Annotated in this window: 15 protein-coding genes and 1 tRNA gene; 7 read left to right on the top strand and 9 right to left on the bottom strand. The window is 65.4% G+C overall.

From position 1 onward, the window contains the following. The coding region (locus ACFOMH_RS04600; protein ID WP_377742911.1) for a hypothetical protein at window positions 1-233 on the top strand (233 nt) is incomplete at its 5' end. Window positions 234-300: 67 nt separating this feature from the next. Here ACFOMH_RS04600 and ACFOMH_RS04595 read toward each other — a convergent pair. Further along, window positions 301-377 (bottom strand) — tRNA-Arg (locus ACFOMH_RS04595). A 97-nt stretch (window positions 378-474) separates the two neighbouring features. Here ACFOMH_RS04595 and ACFOMH_RS04590 point away from each other — a divergent pair. Beyond that, window positions 475-1,494 (top strand): LacI family DNA-binding transcriptional regulator, encoded by a 1,020-nt coding sequence (locus ACFOMH_RS04590; RefSeq protein ID WP_374425525.1) that lies wholly within the window; start codon window positions 475-477, stop codon window positions 1,492-1,494. 77 nt (window positions 1,495-1,571) lie between these two features. Here ACFOMH_RS04590 and map read toward each other — a convergent pair whose 3' ends face one another. Next, entirely contained in the window at window positions 1,572-2,375 is an 804-nt protein-coding gene (gene map / locus ACFOMH_RS04585) for a type I methionyl aminopeptidase (protein WP_374425524.1), read from the bottom strand. A 108-nt stretch (window positions 2,376-2,483) separates the two neighbouring features. Here map and ACFOMH_RS04580 point away from each other — a divergent pair, with 108 nt between their 5' ends. Both ACFOMH_RS04580 and ACFOMH_RS04575 read left to right on the top strand, forming a co-directional pair. Continuing rightward, the gene (locus tag ACFOMH_RS04580) at window positions 2,484-3,224 is read left to right on the top strand and encodes a competence/damage-inducible protein A (protein ID WP_374425523.1); all 741 of its coding nucleotides are present in this window, start codon (window positions 2,484-2,486) and stop codon (window positions 3,222-3,224) included. Continuing rightward, the gene (locus ACFOMH_RS04575; RefSeq protein ID WP_377742909.1) at window positions 3,221-3,943 is read left to right on the top strand and encodes a GNAT family N-acetyltransferase; all 723 of its coding nucleotides are present in this window, start codon (window positions 3,221-3,223) and stop codon (window positions 3,941-3,943) included. Before ACFOMH_RS04580 ends, ACFOMH_RS04575 begins: the two co-directional genes overlap by 4 nt. 42 nt (window positions 3,944-3,985) lie before the next feature. On the opposite strand, the gene ACFOMH_RS04570 is transcribed toward ACFOMH_RS04575, so the two are convergent. The 5 genes from ACFOMH_RS04570 to cls form a co-directional block, all read right to left on the bottom strand. Continuing rightward, the gene (locus tag ACFOMH_RS04570) at window positions 3,986-4,366 is read right to left on the bottom strand and encodes a hypothetical protein (protein ID WP_374425521.1); all 381 of its coding nucleotides are present in this window, start codon (window positions 4,364-4,366) and stop codon (window positions 3,986-3,988) included. Between the two features lie 15 nt (window positions 4,367-4,381). Beyond that, window positions 4,382-5,167 carry a DUF6478 family protein gene (locus ACFOMH_RS04565; protein WP_374425520.1) on the bottom strand — a complete coding sequence of 262 codons (786 nt, stop codon included), beginning with the start codon at window positions 5,165-5,167 and terminating at the stop codon, window positions 4,382-4,384. 10 nt (window positions 5,168-5,177) lie between these two features. Continuing rightward, window positions 5,178-6,911 (bottom strand): dihydroxy-acid dehydratase, encoded by a 1,734-nt coding sequence (gene ilvD, locus ACFOMH_RS04560; RefSeq protein ID WP_377742907.1) that lies wholly within the window; start codon window positions 6,909-6,911, stop codon window positions 5,178-5,180. Between the two features lie 101 nt (window positions 6,912-7,012). Next, window positions 7,013-7,336: a 4a-hydroxytetrahydrobiopterin dehydratase gene (locus ACFOMH_RS04555; RefSeq protein ID WP_377742905.1), complete on the bottom strand. Its 324-nt coding sequence runs from the start codon at window positions 7,334-7,336 to the stop codon at window positions 7,013-7,015. 26 nt (window positions 7,337-7,362) lie between these two features. Further along, the gene (gene cls, locus ACFOMH_RS04550; protein WP_377742903.1) at window positions 7,363-8,790 is read right to left on the bottom strand and encodes a cardiolipin synthase; all 1,428 of its coding nucleotides are present in this window, start codon (window positions 8,788-8,790) and stop codon (window positions 7,363-7,365) included. 88 nt (window positions 8,791-8,878) lie between these two features. Between cls and accD the strand changes: the two genes are divergently transcribed. The 3 genes from accD to ACFOMH_RS04535 all read left to right on the top strand — a co-directional run bounded on the left by accD (window position 8,879) and on the right by ACFOMH_RS04535 (window position 12,239). Beyond that, window positions 8,879-9,829, top strand: coding sequence for an acetyl-CoA carboxylase, carboxyltransferase subunit beta (accD, locus tag ACFOMH_RS04545; RefSeq protein WP_377742902.1), 951 nt, complete (start codon window positions 8,879-8,881; stop codon window positions 9,827-9,829). A 77-nt stretch (window positions 9,830-9,906) separates the two neighbouring features. Further along, the gene (locus ACFOMH_RS04540; RefSeq protein WP_377742927.1) at window positions 9,907-11,142 is read left to right on the top strand and encodes a bifunctional folylpolyglutamate synthase/dihydrofolate synthase; all 1,236 of its coding nucleotides are present in this window, start codon (window positions 9,907-9,909) and stop codon (window positions 11,140-11,142) included. Window positions 11,143-11,306: 164 nt separating this feature from the next. Then, window positions 11,307-12,239 carry a Hint domain-containing protein gene (locus tag ACFOMH_RS04535; RefSeq protein WP_377742901.1) on the top strand — a complete coding sequence of 311 codons (933 nt, stop codon included), beginning with the start codon at window positions 11,307-11,309 and terminating at the stop codon, window positions 12,237-12,239. A gap of 62 nt (window positions 12,240-12,301) precedes the next feature. Here the strand turns inward: ACFOMH_RS04535 and zapE are convergent, their stop codons facing one another. Together zapE and ACFOMH_RS04525 are read right to left on the bottom strand one after the other, a co-directional pair. After that, window positions 12,302-13,423 carry a cell division protein ZapE gene (gene zapE, locus ACFOMH_RS04530; RefSeq protein ID WP_377742899.1) on the bottom strand — a complete coding sequence of 374 codons (1,122 nt, stop codon included), beginning with the start codon at window positions 13,421-13,423 and terminating at the stop codon, window positions 12,302-12,304. Window positions 13,424-13,493: 70 nt separating this feature from the next. Beyond that, window positions 13,494-14,102 carry a DUF6778 family protein gene (locus tag ACFOMH_RS04525; RefSeq protein WP_374425513.1) on the bottom strand — a complete coding sequence of 203 codons (609 nt, stop codon included), beginning with the start codon at window positions 14,100-14,102 and terminating at the stop codon, window positions 13,494-13,496. Window positions 14,103-14,344: the final 242 nt, after the last annotated feature.

The following is a 14,344-nucleotide window of genomic DNA, read 5'->3' as shown; positions in this document are numbered from 1 at the left end:
TGACGCGCCACGCCATCACCATAGTGTCCACTATCGATGGTGGACACTATCCGCCCCTCTCACCACGCGGCAGGGCGGTCAGGCCGGACGCTTACGAAGCTTTCGATTTCGGCCTCGGTCGCGCCCGCCAGCGCACCGAGATTTTCGTTTTGCCGAACATCAACGGAACATCCGGGATTGCCTTTTACGGGATTTGTACGGGCGTTCTCGATGCGTTCGCGGGAAACGCTTGATGAATCTGCAGGTTCGCTTGATCAGCGGCGGGGGAACGCCAGAAATCGCAGCATTTACTGGGTTTTCTGGTGACCCCGACAGGACTTGAACCTGTAACCTGCCCCTTAGGAGGGGGCTGCTCTATCCAGTTGAGCCACGGGGCCGCCGCAGATGCTTTTGCCCGCTTGCCGGCAAAATGGCAAGCTTGCCGCGCGGCGACGGACGCGATAACGGTAACATGAGTTCCCAGCGGTATTTACGATGAATACGAAACGACCTCATCGCCCTTTGACCTTGCGCGACGTCTCGGAGGCCTCGGGTGTGTCCGAGATGACCGTCAGCCGCGTCCTGCGCAATCGGGGCGATGTGTCGGCGGCGACGCGGGAAAAGGTGCTGACGGCGGCGCGTACGCTGGGCTATGTGCCCAACAAGATCGCCGGCGGGCTGGCCAGCCAGCGGGTCAACCTGGTCGCGGTGGTGATCCCGTCGCTGTCGAACATGGTCTTTCCCGACGTGCTGGGCGGCATCTCGGCCGAGCTGGACGATACCGGGCTGCAACCGGTTGTCGGGGTGACGAATTATTCGCCGCCGCGCGAGGATACGGTACTTTACGACATGCTGTCCTGGCGCCCCTCGGGGGTCATTCTGGCCGGGCTGGAGCACAGCAAGGCGGCCCGCGCGATGCTGGATCATGCCGGCCTGCCGGTGGTCGAGATCATGGATATCGACGGTGAGCCGATAGATTGCGCGGTCGGGATTTCGCACCGCCGGGCGGGGGCCGAAATGGCAGAAGAGATCCTGAATGCCGGCTATCGCCGCATCGGTTTCATCGGCACCCACATGCCCGAAGATCACCGCGCCCGCAAGCGGCTGGCGGGTTTCGAGGAGCGGCTGGCCGAGGCCGGCATCACCCTGGCCGCGCGCGAATATTATCAGGGCAATTCGTCGCTTTTGAAGGGGCGCGAGCTCACCGAGCGCATTCTGACGCGCGAGCCGGATCTGGATTTTCTGTATTATTCGAACGACATGATCGGATCGGGTGGCCTGCTTTGGTGCATGGAACAGGGCTATGACATTCCCGGCAAGCTGGGGCTGGCGGGGTTCAACGGTGTCGAATTGCTGGACGGGCTGCCGATGCGGTTGACCACCACGGATGCGCGGCGCATCGATATCGGCCGGCGTGCGGCGCGCATCGTCGCCGGCAAGGAGCCGCCGCCCGAGGATGGGGTGATCGCGCTGGCGCCCACCTTCCTGTCGGGGGATACGATCCGCCATCGCTGAAACCCGCGACGGCGGCGCCCGGGGGCGCGGCCGCATGGATATTTAAGTGAAGAAGAAACCCGTGCCCCGGTCCGGCATCAGGCCAGATCGGGGAAGAACTTGCCTTCGGGCGAGAGGGTGAAGATTTCGCAGCCATCGGCGGTGACACCAATCGAATGCTCGAACTGTGCCGAAAGCGACTTGTCGCGGGTGACGGCCGTCCAGTCATCGGCCAGCACCTTGGTTTCGGGGCGGCCCAGATTGACCATGGGTTCGATGGTGAAGAACATCCCCTCTTCCAGCACCGCACCTTTGCCGGGGCGGCCGAAATGCAGCACGTTCGGCGGCGCGTGGAAGGTGCGGCCCAGCCCGTGGCCGCAGAAATCGCGCACCACCGACATGCGCTGATCCTCGACATAGGATTGGATGGCGTGGCCGATATCGCCGAAGGTGGCGCCGGGGCGGACGGCCTCGATCCCCTTCATCAGGCTGTCATGGGTGACCTGGATCAGGCGCCGCGCCTTGACGCTGGCTTTGCCGGCCACATACATGCGCGAGCTGTCGCCATACCAGCCATCGGCGATGACGGTCACGTCGATGTTCAGGATATCGCCATCCGACAGGATCTTGTCGCCCGGGATACCGTGACAGACGACGTGATTGACGCTGATACAGCTGGCATGCTGATAGCCGCGATAACCGATGGTGGCGCTGACCGTGCCCAGTTCCGTCACCCGGTTGCGGATGTAATCGTCGATGGCGCCGGTCGCCGTGCCGGGCACGACCAGCGGCCCGACCTCATCGAGGATCTGCGCTGCGATCCGCCCGGCCGCGTGCATGCCATGGAAATCCTGCGGCTCGTGAATGCGGATACCCTCGCGGGTCTGGCGTGTCTCGTTCATGGCGTCCTCGTTTGGCTTGCCACAGAGATAGTCCGAAGCCGCCACTTGTTCCAGCCCCGCGGGCGGACCTATACATGCCGCAACCACCAGACGCGACAGGAGTGACAGATGCAATCGGACAATCCCACCGCCGCCATTCTCGTCATCGGCGACGAAATCCTTTCGGGCCGCACACGCGAAGGCAATGCTCATCACCTGTCCCAGGTTCTCAACAGCATCGGCATCGACCTGCGCGAGGTGCGCATCGTCGCCGACGATCAGGACCAGATCGTCAAGTCGATCCGGGCGCTGGACAAGTCGCTGGGCGGGCGCTGGGACATGCTGTTCACCTCGGGCGGGATCGGCCCGACGCATGACGACATCACCGCCGATGCCGTGGCCGAGGCGTTCAACACCGGGATCGAGATCAACGAAGAGGCCCGCGCCGTCATGACCGCGCGCTGGCAGGCGCGGGGCGTCGAGATCACCGGCAACCGCCTGCGCATGGCCCGCATCCCTCTTGGGGCGACGCTGATCCCGAACGCGCATTCGGCCGCGCCGGGTTTCCATATCGGCAACACCTATGTCATGGCCGGCGTCCCCGAAGTGTTCCGCGTCATGGTCGAGGCGGTCATTCCCGGCCTGCCGACCGGCCGCCCCTCGGTCAGCGAGGCGCTTGAGGTGATGCGCCCCGAATCCGATGTGGCCGACGGGCTGCGCGAGGTGGCCGAGGCCTATCCCGACCTGTCGATGGGCTCATATCCGTTTCAGGCCGGACAGCGTTACGGGACGAACCTTGTCATCCGCGGGTTGGACGGCCAGCGGGTCAGCGATGCGATGACCGCGCTGCGCGCAAGGCTGGCGCTGTGACACCGGACGACCGCGCGCTGGCCCGGGCGTTCGAGACGACATGGCCGGCGGCGGAATTCGCCGATGCGGGCGGCTTTCGCGTCGGGCGCGGGCTGGGTGCCGGCGGTCGGGTCAGTTCCGCCCGCGCGATGCGGCCGGACTGGACCGGGGCCGACATCACCGCCGCCGAGGCCGTGCATCGGGAATGGCACCAGCCGGCGGTATTTCGCCTGCCCGATGGCGATCAGCGGCTGGCCGATGCGTTGACGCAACGCGGCTATCGGGCCGAAAATCCGACCGCCGTCATGGTGGCGGATTGCGACCGGCTGGCCGATCGCGCGGTGCCGGGGATGACTGTCTTCGCGCTCTGGCCGCCCTTGGCGATTCAGGGCGACATCTGGGCGGCGGGGAATATCAATCCCGCCCGGCAGGCGGTGATGATGCGGGGCGATCTGCCGCGCGCCGCGCTTTTGGCGCGCATCGAGGACCGCGCCGCCGGGGCGGCCTTTGTCGCCGCCGACGGGTCCGTTGCCATGATCCATGCCATCGAGGTGCTGCCCGCGTTCCGCCGTCGCGGGCTGGCCAGCTGGTTGCTGCGCAGGGCGGCGGTATGGGGGCAACAGAACGGCGCCTCGCGTCTGGGGCTGGCCGTCAGCCGCGCCAATCGCGATGCGCGGGCGCTTTATGACCGGATGGGGCTCAAAGAGGCCGGCGGCTATCGCTATTGGGTCCGGGACTAGGCCGGTCGGACACCGGCAATGCGATGGGCTGCGGGACCGCGCCTAACCCGCCGCCAGCCGGCGCAGTTCCTTTTTCAGCAGCTCAAGCTCATTGCGCATCAGCTCGAATTCGACGCGGATGTCGTCGTCGAGCAAGGCGCCGGCGATGACGGTCAGCTTGCCCAGCTGTCGCGCCCCGGGTTCCAGCGGCGCCACCCCCTCGCCGGCATCCTCGACCAGAAGAAAGGTCTGCACCCCGTCCGACAGATGCTCGGCCGGGATGGCGGCGGCGATGCGCCATTGCCCCGCCCCCTCGGCGGTGGCGCGCGCCTCGGCGATGCGTTCGCCCAGATGCACCAGCGACAGCCGCGCCGGCTCATGGCCGCGAACCAGCATGGCCTGCCAGATGCCGCCCTTGAGGCCCATGGATTCGAAATCGCTCATACCCGCAACCCTGATTTAATACTCTGCCCGCAAATGGCGCGACAGGAACAATTCGCGCAGCTCGACCGCGCTCATACGGGGCGATTCAAAGATCAGGTCGAGCCAGATCTTTTCAAGACGCCGCTCATTCATCTGTGTATAGGCCAGATCGAATTCGATCACCTGCTGGCTGCGCAGGCCCGGCTCAAAGCTGTGAAACTGTTGGATCAGCTCGTCCGTATTCGGACCGTGACCGATATTGAGACGCGCATAGACGTTGATCGGGCGTTCGGCCACGATCCCCGCCTCAAGCCGCAGGACATGGCTGCGCGTCAGCCCGGCCAGCGCCTCGGCAGGAAGGTCGATGGCGATGGACAGGAAGCTGCCGGAAAAGCCGAACACCTCAAGCCGCAAGCCAAAGGGCGACAGATCCGTCGCGCCCGGATTGCTGACCTGTTCCAGGATCAGCGCGCGTTCGGCGCAATCGTGCCAGACCGCCGCGCCGTCGCCCAGCCGCGTGCCGGTTTCCGGCCGCGCCACACCGCGCGGGGAAATCTTGGCCGCCATGAAGCCCGGCCGCCAGCGCCAATCGGTGCCACCCGGCAGATGCAGCGCATCCAGCGCCGCCTGCGACAGCGCCGCGCGCCGATCGGCACGGATCAGAAAACGGTCAAGACTGGCCCGCAGGCCCAGCGCCTCTTCGCGCAGATTGCGCAGCCGCGCCGGGCCAAGCGTTTCGACGTTTTCAGACAGTCGCGTCCACTGACCCAGCGCACGCTCGCGGGTCCTTCGTTCTAGCCATCTGCGTGGACGCACCGCCATGAAACCACCTTTACTGATCCATATACACGTGGGTTTCCTCGGCCGCGCCGGGATGGGTTACGGCGCCGAACCGCGCCTTGCCGACCAGCCGGGAATATTTCCAGAGCGCCCCCGAGGCGTAATCGGTCGCCCGCGCGCCCTTCCATTCGCTGCGGCGCTGGGTCAGTTCGTCATCCGACAGCGCCACCGAAATCTCGCCTTTCACCGCGTCGATGGTGATCATGTCACCATCTTTCAGCAACGCGATGGGGCCGCCATGCGCGGATTCCGGCCCGACATGGCCGACGCAGAAGCCGCGCGTCGCGCCCGAGAAACGACCATCGGTGATCAGCGCCACCTTCTTGCCCATGCCTTGCCCCGAAAGCGCCGCCGTGGTGGCCAGCATTTCGCGCATGCCGGGGCCGCCGGCCGGGCCTTCGTTACGGATGACGATAACCTCGCCTTCCTTGTACTCGCGCTTGGTCACCGCCTCAAAGGCGTCCTCTTCGCATTCGAAAACGCGGGCCGGGCCGGTAAAGACCTGCTGCTCGGCGGTCATGCCGGCGACCTTGACGATGGCGCCATCGGGGGCAAGGTTGCCCTTGAGGCCGACCACGCCGCCGGTTTTCGACAAAGGCGTCGCGACCGGGTGGATGACCTTGCCGTCGATCTCGCGATCCACAAGGTCCAGCTCTTCGCCGATGGTCTTGCCCGATGCGGTCATGCAATCCTCGTGGATCAGACCGGCGCGGCGCAGCTCGCGCATGACGACCGGCACGCCGCCCGCCTCGTAAAGATCCTTGGCGACGTAATCGCCGCCCGGCCGCAGGTTCACGAAATAGGGGGTGTCGCGGAAAATATCCGTGACATCGAAGAGATCGAAATCGATCCCCGCCTCATGCGCGATGGCGGGCAGGTGCAGCCCGGCATTGGTCGAACCGCCGGTGCAGGCCACCACGCGGGCGGCATTTTCCAGGGCCTTGCGCGTCACCACGTCGCGGGCGCGGATGTTCTTTTCGATCAGGTTCATCACCGCCTCGCCCGAGGCAAGGCCGTACTGGTCGCGGGATTCGTAAGGCGCCGGCGCGCCCGAGCTGTTCATCAGCGCAAGCCCGATCGCCTCGCTGACGCAGGCCATGGTATTGGCGGTATATTGCCCGCCACAGGCCCCGGCCGACGGGCAGGCCACGCGTTCCAGGATTTCCAGTTCCGCATCCGACATATTGCCGGCGGCATGCTGGCCCACGGCCTCGAACACGTCTTGGACGACCACATCCTTGCCGTTCAGCTTGCCCGGCAGGATCGAGCCGCCATAGATGAACACGCTGGGCACGTTCAGCCGCACCATGGCCATCATCATCCCCGGCAGCGATTTGTCGCAGCCCGCAAGCCCCACCAGCGCGTCATAGCAATGCCCGCGCATGGTCAATTCGACCGTATCCGCGATCCAGTCCCGCGACGCGAGGCTGGACCGCATGCCCTCATGCCCCATGGCGATGCCGTCGGTGACGGTGATGGTGGTGAATTCGCGCGGACATCCGCCGCCCTTTTTCACGCCCTGTTTCACCGATTGCGCCTGACGGGCCAGCGCGATGTTGCAGGGCGCCGCCTCGTTCCAGCAGGTCGCCACCCCCACCCATGGGGAATGGATCTCTTCCTCGGTAATGCCCATGGCATAGAAATAGCTGCGATGGGGCGCGCGCGCCGGACCCTCGGTCACATGGCGGCTGGGAAGTTGCGACTTGTTGAAACGTGAGTTTTTCATGGCATGTTCCTCTGGCTGCGGACTTGGATAGGCCCAGCCCGCCCAAGGGGCAAGGGGTCCAGGGGCGAAAGCGCCGCCCCAATATGGCAGCAAGCCTGCCCTTAATCGGTCGCCTGGTTCAGCCGCGCCGCCATGATCAGGTCATTCATCGTCACCCCGCCCGCCGAATGGGTGGTAAAGGTGACCCGGGCAAAGCCCCAGCCAAAGGCGATATCGGGGTGGTGATTGGCCGCCTCGGCCTGCCATGCGGCAAGGTTGGCCAGCGCGGCCGCGCCCCGAAAGGATTTGAAGCGCCATTCGCGGCTGATCCCGCGCCCATCCGCCGTCAGCGCCCATCCCGGCAGCCCGGCCAAAAGCGTCTCGGCCCGCGCCATGTCCAGCGCGGGCGCCCCGTCGGTGATGGTTTCCCCGGCCAGTCCGGTCATGGCATCCCCCCTTTCAGAACCGCCCGTCACAGGATCGGCGCGGCCAGCGCCAGCAGATTGTTGCGCAACCGCCGCCAGACCGACCAGCCGCGGATATCGCTCAGGTCAATCGGCCGGGCGCGTTCGATATAGGTCTGCTGGCGCTGTTCCAAGAGCTCGGTCAGGTCGCCGCCCACGAAGAGCATGTTCATTTCGTAATTCAACTCAAAGCTGCGGCGGTCCATATTGGCGCTGCCCAGCATGACCATTTCGTCGTCGACGCTGATGATCTTGGCATGAAGCAGGCCGCCTTCGAACAGCATCAGCTTCACCCCCGCCTTGACCAGACCGTAATAGAATCCCTCGGAGGTCGCCTGCACGATCAGCGAATCGTTGCGCGCCGGCAGGATCATGGTCACGTCGATGCCGCTGCGCGCTGCGGTGCGGATGGCGGAATCCAGATCGCTGCCCGGCACATAATAGGGCGTGGTGATGGTCAGCTTGCGCCGCGCGGCATAGATCATCGTCGTCATGCTGTCCGAAAGCGATCCGTTGCGGCTGTCGGGTCCGGTGGCCACGACCTGCGCGATTTCGCCGGGCGCCGCGACCGGGGGCACCATGCACAGCATGTCGCCCAGATCCTCGCCGGTATAGCTCATCCAGTCCTGCAAAAAGATCGCCTGCATCTGGCGCACGACCGGCCCCTGAATGCGCAGAAAGATATCGACCCAGGGCGCGAAACGCGGCTTGACCGCAAAGGCGCGGTCCGAACAGTTGCGGCTGCCGGTAAAGCCCAGATCGTTGTCGATGATCACGATCTTGCGGTGGTTGCGCAGGTCCATGCGCTGAAACAAGAGCCCGATCACCGGCATGCCCAAGGGCAGGGCCTCGACGCATTCGCAGCCCGCCGCACGCATCCGCGCCCAGACATCCGACCGCCCAAAGGCGCGCGAACCAAAGGCGTCGATCACCGCGCGCACCTTGACCCCGCGCCCGGCGGCGCGGATCGCCGCCTCGGCGACCGACCGGCCCGATGCATCGTCCAGCCAGATATAGAACAGCATATGCACATGCACCTGGGCGTCATCGATGGCCGCGACCAGATCGGCGATGGCGCTGTCATCCTCGGCCAGCAGGGTGGCGTGGTTTCCGGCGACCGCATAAAAGCCGCCGATGGCCTGATTCGCCGCCACCACCGGCGCGGCCAGCGCGGGCGGCTTGCGCACCACCTCGGGGCTGGGTTGCCACAGGCCCGACAGATGCTGCCGGACCCGGGCCATGGTCGATTTTTCGGCGCTGCGCATGCGCACCTCGCCAAACAGGATATAGGCGACGACACCGACCAGCGGCACCAGTTCGATCACCAGGATCCAGGACAGGCGCACCGTCGGTTCCAGCCCCGGGCGCAGCAGCACCCGGACGACGACGACAAGCGCCAAAAGGAAATGGGCATAAGCGATAATTTCGGTCCACATCCCGGCATCAAAGCCCGGCCTGCGCGGAATTGCAATTCCGCGCGGTTTTGCCTATCTGACCCCCTGAACGCAGCGTGAGGACCCACCGATGAACTGGATCACCAACTATGTCCGTCCGCGCATCAATTCACTGTTTTCGCGCCGCGAGGTGCCCGAAAACCTGTGGACCAAGTGCCCGGAATGCGGAACCATGCTGTTCCACCGCGAATTGGCGGACAATCTGAACGTTTGCAACAATTGCGACCACCACCTGGCGATCACGCCGCGCGCCCGTTTCGCGGCGCTTTTCGATGGCGGCGTCTTCAACGAGGTCAAGGTCCCCGAGCCGGTCGCCGACCCGCTGCAATTCCGCGATCAGAAGAAATATCCCGAACGGATGAAGGCGGCGCAGAAATCCACCGGCGAAAAAGAGGCCATGCTGGTCGCCGAGGGCGAGATGGGCCGCACCCCCGTGGTCATGGCCGCGCAGGATTTTTCCTTCATGGGCGGGTCCATGGGGATGTATGTCGGCAATGCCATCATCGCCGCCGCCGAACGCGCGGTGAAACTGAAACGGCCCCTGGTGCTGTTTTCGGCCGCCGGCGGCGCGCGCATGCAAGAGGGGATCCTGTCCCTGATGCAGATGCCGCGCACCACCGTCGCGGTCGAGATGCTGAAAGAGGCGGGCCTGCCCTATATCGTGGTGCTGACCCATCCGACGACCGGCGGCGTCACCGCAAGCTATGCGATGCTGGGCGATATCCAGATCGCCGAGCCGAACGCGCTGATCTGTTTCGCGGGCCCGCGCGTCATCGAACAGACCATCCGCGAAAAGCTGCCCGAAGGGTTCCAGCGCGCCGAATATCTGCGCGATCACGGCATGCTGGACCGGGTGACGCATCGCAAGCAGCTGCGCGATGAGCTGATCTCGATCCTGCGCATGGTCGGCGGCCTGCCCGCCCCGGTCGCGGGCGATCTGCCGGCGCCGGGCAATATCCCGGCCGGCAAACCCGACGCCGCCGACAAGCCAGAGCCGGCCCCCGCCAAGGTCGGCGCCTGATCCTCGTCCCAGAGGAACCGCGCCACAGGAACGCTGATATCGTGACCATCACATCCGACGCCATTCTCGCGCGGCTCATGGCGCTGCATCCCAAGATCATCGACCTGTCGCTGGACCGGATGCAGCGCATCCTTGCGGCATTGGGCAACCCCCAGGACCGGATCCCGCCGGTGATCCATATCGCCGGCACCAATGGCAAGGGTTCGACCCAGGCGATGATCCGCGCCGGGCTGGAATCGGCCGGGCTGCGGGTCCATGCCTATACCTCGCCGCATCTGGCACAGTTTCACGAACGCATCCGGCTTGCGGGCGAGCTGATCACGGAAACCGATCTGGCCGCGATCCTTGCCGAATGCGAGGCCGCGAATGCCGGCCAGCCGATCACCTTTTTCGAGATCACCACGGCCGCCGCCTTTCTGGCGTTTTCCCGCGTGCCGGCGGATTTCACCCTGCTTGAGGTGGGGCTTGGCGGGCGGCTGGACGCGACGAACGTCATCGACACGCCGCGCCTGACCGTCATCACCCCGGTCAGCATCGACCACACCCAGTATCTGGGCGAAACCCTGGCCGAGATCGCCGGCGAAAAGGCCGGCATCCTGAAACGCCGCACCCCCTGCATCGTCGCCCCCCAGGACCCGGTCGCCCGCGCGGTGATCGAAGAAAAGGCCGAGCGGCTTTTCGCCCCCCTGCGCATCGGTCGCCAGGACTGGGACAGCCGGCGCGAAGGCATGAGCCTGATCTATCAGGACGATCACGGGCTGATGGACCTGCCTTTGCCCGTCCTGCCCGGCCCGCATCAGATCGTCAACGCCGGCACCGCCATCGCCGCGCTACGCGAGCTGGGCTTTGGCCGCATCGAGGCCCGCGCCGCCGTCATCGAGGCCGAATGGCCCGCCCGCATGCAGCGGCTGAGCCACGGCCCGCTGGTCGAGGCGGCGGGTCAGGCCGAGCTTTGGCTGGATGGCGGCCACAACCCGGCCGGCGGCGAGGCGCTGGCCGCGACACTGGCCGGCATGGCGAAAAAGCCCACGCACCTGATCTGTGGCATGCTGAACACCAAGGATGTCGCGGGTTATATGCGTCCGCTTGCGGCGCAGGTCCAAAGCCTGACCGCCATCGACATCCCGGGCGAGCCGAACACCCTGCCGGCCGGGGAAACCGCCCGCATCGCCGCCGAAACCGGCATCCAGGCCACGACCGCGCCCGACGCGGAAACGGCGCTGCGCCGCATCGTGGCCGAATCAGCCTCGGCGCGGGTGCTGATCTGTGGCTCGCTTTATCTGGCCGGGCACATCCTGCGCCAGAACGGCTAGCTGAAAACCCGCGCGAAATCTGGCCCTTTCGTCAGGTTTTGCCGCTGCGGGGCATTTGTCTAAAAATTTCATTTGCGCCTTTCCCGGCGCATGCACATCTTGCCTGCATGGGCGGTTTTTCCGCCCTCGAATAGCGATTCCGATCGGTAGCCAAGGAGACCATCGTGCCCATCGTGACCATTCAGGTCTATCGCACCACCGTGGTGAACGGCGTTGCGACCGCATCCCAACCCTTTGCCCTGCAAGTGAACGACGCCGATAACAGCGGCTCGATCACGCGCGACGAATGGGTCAGATATACCGGCGACAGCGCCGGCCATATCGGTGGCTCAGTCGGCGGCGTGCCCGCCCTTTGGGACGGCACCGATGGCACGCTGAGCACGAAATCCAGCGGCTTTCTCTATACCGCCGAGCCGCTGCCGATCACGGCGCCGGAGAATGCGACCCAGGTCCAGAACATTCTCAGACAGATCGTTCACGCCCCGAAATATGACGTCCGTCTGGCCGATCTGGAAATCTGCTTCCTGTCGGGCACGATGATCGACACACCCGAGGGCCCGCGCGCCGTCGAGACCCTGCGCGGCGGCGATCTGGTGATGACCCGCGATCACGGCCCGCAACCGCTGGTCTGGACCTCGTCCAGCCTTGTCAGCCGCGAGGATCTGGACCGCGCCCCGAACAAGCGCCCGATCCAGATCGCGGCCGGCGCGCTGGGGGACGGCCTGCCACGGAAAACCGTCGAGGTATCGCCGCAGCATCGCGTCATGGTCTGCCATGATGGCCGCGAATATCTGATTTCGGCGCGGCATCTGATGATGGCCGGCCTGCCGGGTGTGAGCGCGCGGCGCGATGACAACGAATTCACCCTGATCCATATCGCTTGCGCCGATCACCAGATCGTGCTGGCCGAAGGCGCGCCGATGGAGACCTTTTTCACCGGGGTGATGGCGGTGCGCGCACTTGGCCTGCCCCAGCGGCTCAGCCTGATGATCGCGCTGCCCGAGCTTGCGATGGGCGGCAATCCGATGACCCCGGCCCGCCCCTTTATCAAGCATCATGACTATGCCCGGATGCTAACCCCCGGCACAGCGGCCTGAACCGACCGGCCCCACAGAACCGCACCCCGCGTCCCGAGAGGCGCGCGGGGCCACCCGGCGATCTAGCCGGCCGTTTCCGATGCCGGCCGGCCCCAGTCGGCATCGCGCATTTCGCGCAGCCGGCTGGCGGTGCGTTCGAATTCGAACGCCCCCTCGCCCTCGGCGTAAAGCCGTTCGGGTTCATCCGCGGCGCTGGCGACAAGCCGCACCCGGGCCTCATAGAGCGCGTCGATCAGGGTCACGAAACGCTTGGCCTCGTTATAATTCGACATGCTCAGGCGCGGGATGCCATCCAGAAACAGCACATCGACCGCCGCCGCAATGGCCAGATAATCGGCCGGCCCCAAAGGTTTGGCGCACAGATCCCAGAAGCTCGCACGGGCCACGCGGCCACAATGGCGCGGCAGTTCGACCTTGCGCCCCTTGACCTCAAGCAATAGCGGGCTTGCCATCTCGCAATTGGTCAGCCGGTCCCAGAGCGCATCCATCTGTGTCCGCGCACCGGCATCGGCGGGAATGAACCAGACCTGCCCACCCTCGTCCCGGTTCTGCCGGTAATCGGTGGCGCTGGCCAGTTCGACGACCTGCATGCGGTCGCGGATCAGCCCGATAAAGGGCAGGAAAAGCTGGCGGTTCAGCCCGTTCTTGTAAAGATCCTCGGGCACCCGGTTCGAGGTGGTGACGATGGTCACCCCCTCTTCGAAGAGAACCTGAAACAGCCGCCCCACGATCATGGCATCGGCGATATCGGTGATCTGCATCTCGTCGAAACAGAGCAGCCGGGTCTGCTGCGCAACGGCAAGGGCCACGGGACGGACGGCATCTGCCTGACCGGTCTTGCGCACACCTTCCAGCGCACCCTGGATATGCTGCATGAATTCGTGGAAATGCACGCGGCGCTTTTGCGGGATCGGCGCCGCCTCCATGACCAGATCCATCAGCATGGACTTGCCGCGCCCGACACCGCCCCAGAGATAAATCCCCTTGACCGCCTGTGCCGGGGCCGAGGCGCCGCCCATCAACCGCGAAAACCAGCGCGATTTCGGCGCCGCCGTCGCCGGAACCGCCTGCGCCAGCTCACGCGTGACCCGATCCAGCGCCGGCAGAACGCCGCGCTGCGCATCGTCCGGCGCAAGTTCCCCCGAGGCGACCCGGGCATCGTATAATTCGGTCACGCTTGCCATCACTGGCACCTGCCAAAGATCGAACCGGCCCGCAAGAGCCGGTTCGACCGGAACCGGATTTTCCCTGCGATCAGCGTCCCATGCGGGAATAATGCGTGCGCGGATCGGGTCCCTTGCCCAGCCAGTTCTGCGTCACCGCCGCGATATGGTTCACGATCTGGACACGCTGCGTCAGGCCACGGGCATCGGCCTCGTCCCCGGTCTTGCCGGTCAGGGCGGGGAATTCCGCCTTGATATTCTGCGGCTCGGTCAGCGCGGCGCCGCTATGGGCGTCAAACACCTGAATCGTGTACTGAATATTGTGAACGCCGACGCCGTCCATCTTGCGCACGGTCGGGGTGATGGCATGAAACTGCGTGATGGTGGCGGAAATGCGCACCGATTTGCGGCCGTGAAGGGCGCTGCGCGCACCGCGTTCGATCCCCTCGGTGACGATGGCGGCGGCCTGTGCCCGGCGGTCGCCGGCCGGTTCGCCATGCCAGACGATGTCAAAGTTCGGCACATAGCCATCCGTGTCGCTGGTGGTCAGCGTTTCGGGGGCCGCCACATCGACCATGGCCAGCCGCCAGCTGGCGGCCTGGGCCGGATCGACCTGCGTATAGGCGGTTTCCCATTCCGAGGTCGCGCAGCCTGCAAGCCCAAGCGCCATCGCCAATGCGACAAGAGTATGTTTCAGCATGAAAATCCTCACTCATGACAATCCCCGGACAAGGTACCGCATGCCCCCTTTTGCCGGATTGCCGCTCGCGTCTTGCCATGATTTCGTTAAAGCAATCTTAATAGATGACAAAAAAGCGCAGGACGATCAGGCATGGCTTGCGCCTTGGCCGGTGGGCGACGGGGAATCCGTCGCCTGCGGGCCAGAATACCCATGCCGGGGCCACGGGCAATGCCCATCCCACCGGCCCGCCACGCTTTCAC

The sequence above is a fragment of the Paracoccus mangrovi genome, assembly GCF_042648425.1.
GTDB lineage: Bacteria > Pseudomonadota > Alphaproteobacteria > Rhodobacterales > Rhodobacteraceae > Paracoccus > Paracoccus mangrovi.
Note: the sequence above shows the minus strand (reverse complement) of the source record. Positions and strands in the feature narration are given on the sequence as shown.

Bases quoted from the DNA above. Each gene is read 5' to 3' on its own strand.
- ACFOMH_RS04565 (WP_374425520.1), bottom strand. From the start codon at position 5,167: ATGGCGGTGCGTCCACGCAGATGGCTAGAACGAAGGACCCGCGAGCGT.
- ACFOMH_RS04540 (WP_377742927.1), top strand. From the start codon at position 9,907: ATGGCGCTGCATCCCAAGATCATCGACCTGTCGCTGGACCGGATGCAG.
- ilvD (WP_377742907.1), bottom strand. From the start codon at position 6,911: ATGAAAAACTCACGTTTCAACAAGTCGCAACTTCCCAGCCGCCATGTG.
- cls (WP_377742903.1), bottom strand. From the start codon at position 8,790: ATGTGGACCGAAATTATCGCTTATGCCCATTTCCTTTTGGCGCTTGTC.
- ACFOMH_RS04570 (WP_374425521.1), bottom strand. From the start codon at position 4,366: ATGAGCGATTTCGAATCCATGGGCCTCAAGGGCGGCATCTGGCAGGCC.
- ACFOMH_RS04580 (WP_374425523.1), top strand. From the start codon at position 2,484: ATGCAATCGGACAATCCCACCGCCGCCATTCTCGTCATCGGCGACGAA.
- zapE (WP_377742899.1), bottom strand. From the start codon at position 13,423: ATGGCAAGCGTGACCGAATTATACGATGCCCGGGTCGCCTCGGGGGAA.
- ACFOMH_RS04555 (WP_377742905.1), bottom strand. From the start codon at position 7,336: ATGACCGGACTGGCCGGGGAAACCATCACCGACGGGGCGCCCGCGCTG.
- ACFOMH_RS04525 (WP_374425513.1), bottom strand. From the start codon at position 14,102: ATGCTGAAACATACTCTTGTCGCATTGGCGATGGCGCTTGGGCTTGCA.
- map (WP_374425524.1), bottom strand. From the start codon at position 2,375: ATGAACGAGACACGCCAGACCCGCGAGGGTATCCGCATTCACGAGCCG.
- accD (WP_377742902.1), top strand. From the start codon at position 8,879: ATGAACTGGATCACCAACTATGTCCGTCCGCGCATCAATTCACTGTTT.
- ACFOMH_RS04590 (WP_374425525.1), top strand. From the start codon at position 475: ATGAATACGAAACGACCTCATCGCCCTTTGACCTTGCGCGACGTCTCG.